The sequence below is a fragment of the uncultured Winogradskyella sp. genome (genome assembly GCF_947496485.1).
Taxonomy (GTDB): Bacteria; Bacteroidota; Bacteroidia; order Flavobacteriales; family Flavobacteriaceae; genus Winogradskyella.
Map to the genome: position 1 here is coordinate 1 of NZ_CANMCZ010000027.1, position 290 is coordinate 290.

Annotated in this window: 1 protein-coding gene; it reads left to right on the top strand. The window is 39.7% G+C overall.

The genetic code is table 11. The annotated features are described in order from the left end of the window. On the top strand, nucleotides 1-290 hold a 290-nt coding region (locus tag Q0822_RS18250; RefSeq protein ID WP_299126405.1), incomplete at both ends, for a hypothetical protein.

Sequence of the window (290 nt, forward strand, 5' to 3'; positions counted from 1 at the left end):
CCAGATTATACAATAACACAAGCTGATGTCGATGCAGGCAACATTACCAACAATGTAACAGCTGAAGGTTTAGAACCTGATGGAACAACTACAGTTCAAGCTACAGATACTTATATAATCGACGCTAATAATCCTGACGTTACGCTTTGTGATGATGGTGGTATTGCTGTAGTGAAAACTGCTTCTAGCACAACCACTGGTTGTGTTGGTGAAGGCGACTTAGTGACTTACACATTCACAGTAACCAATACTGGTGATGTATCGATTAATTCTGTTACTATCACTGATGA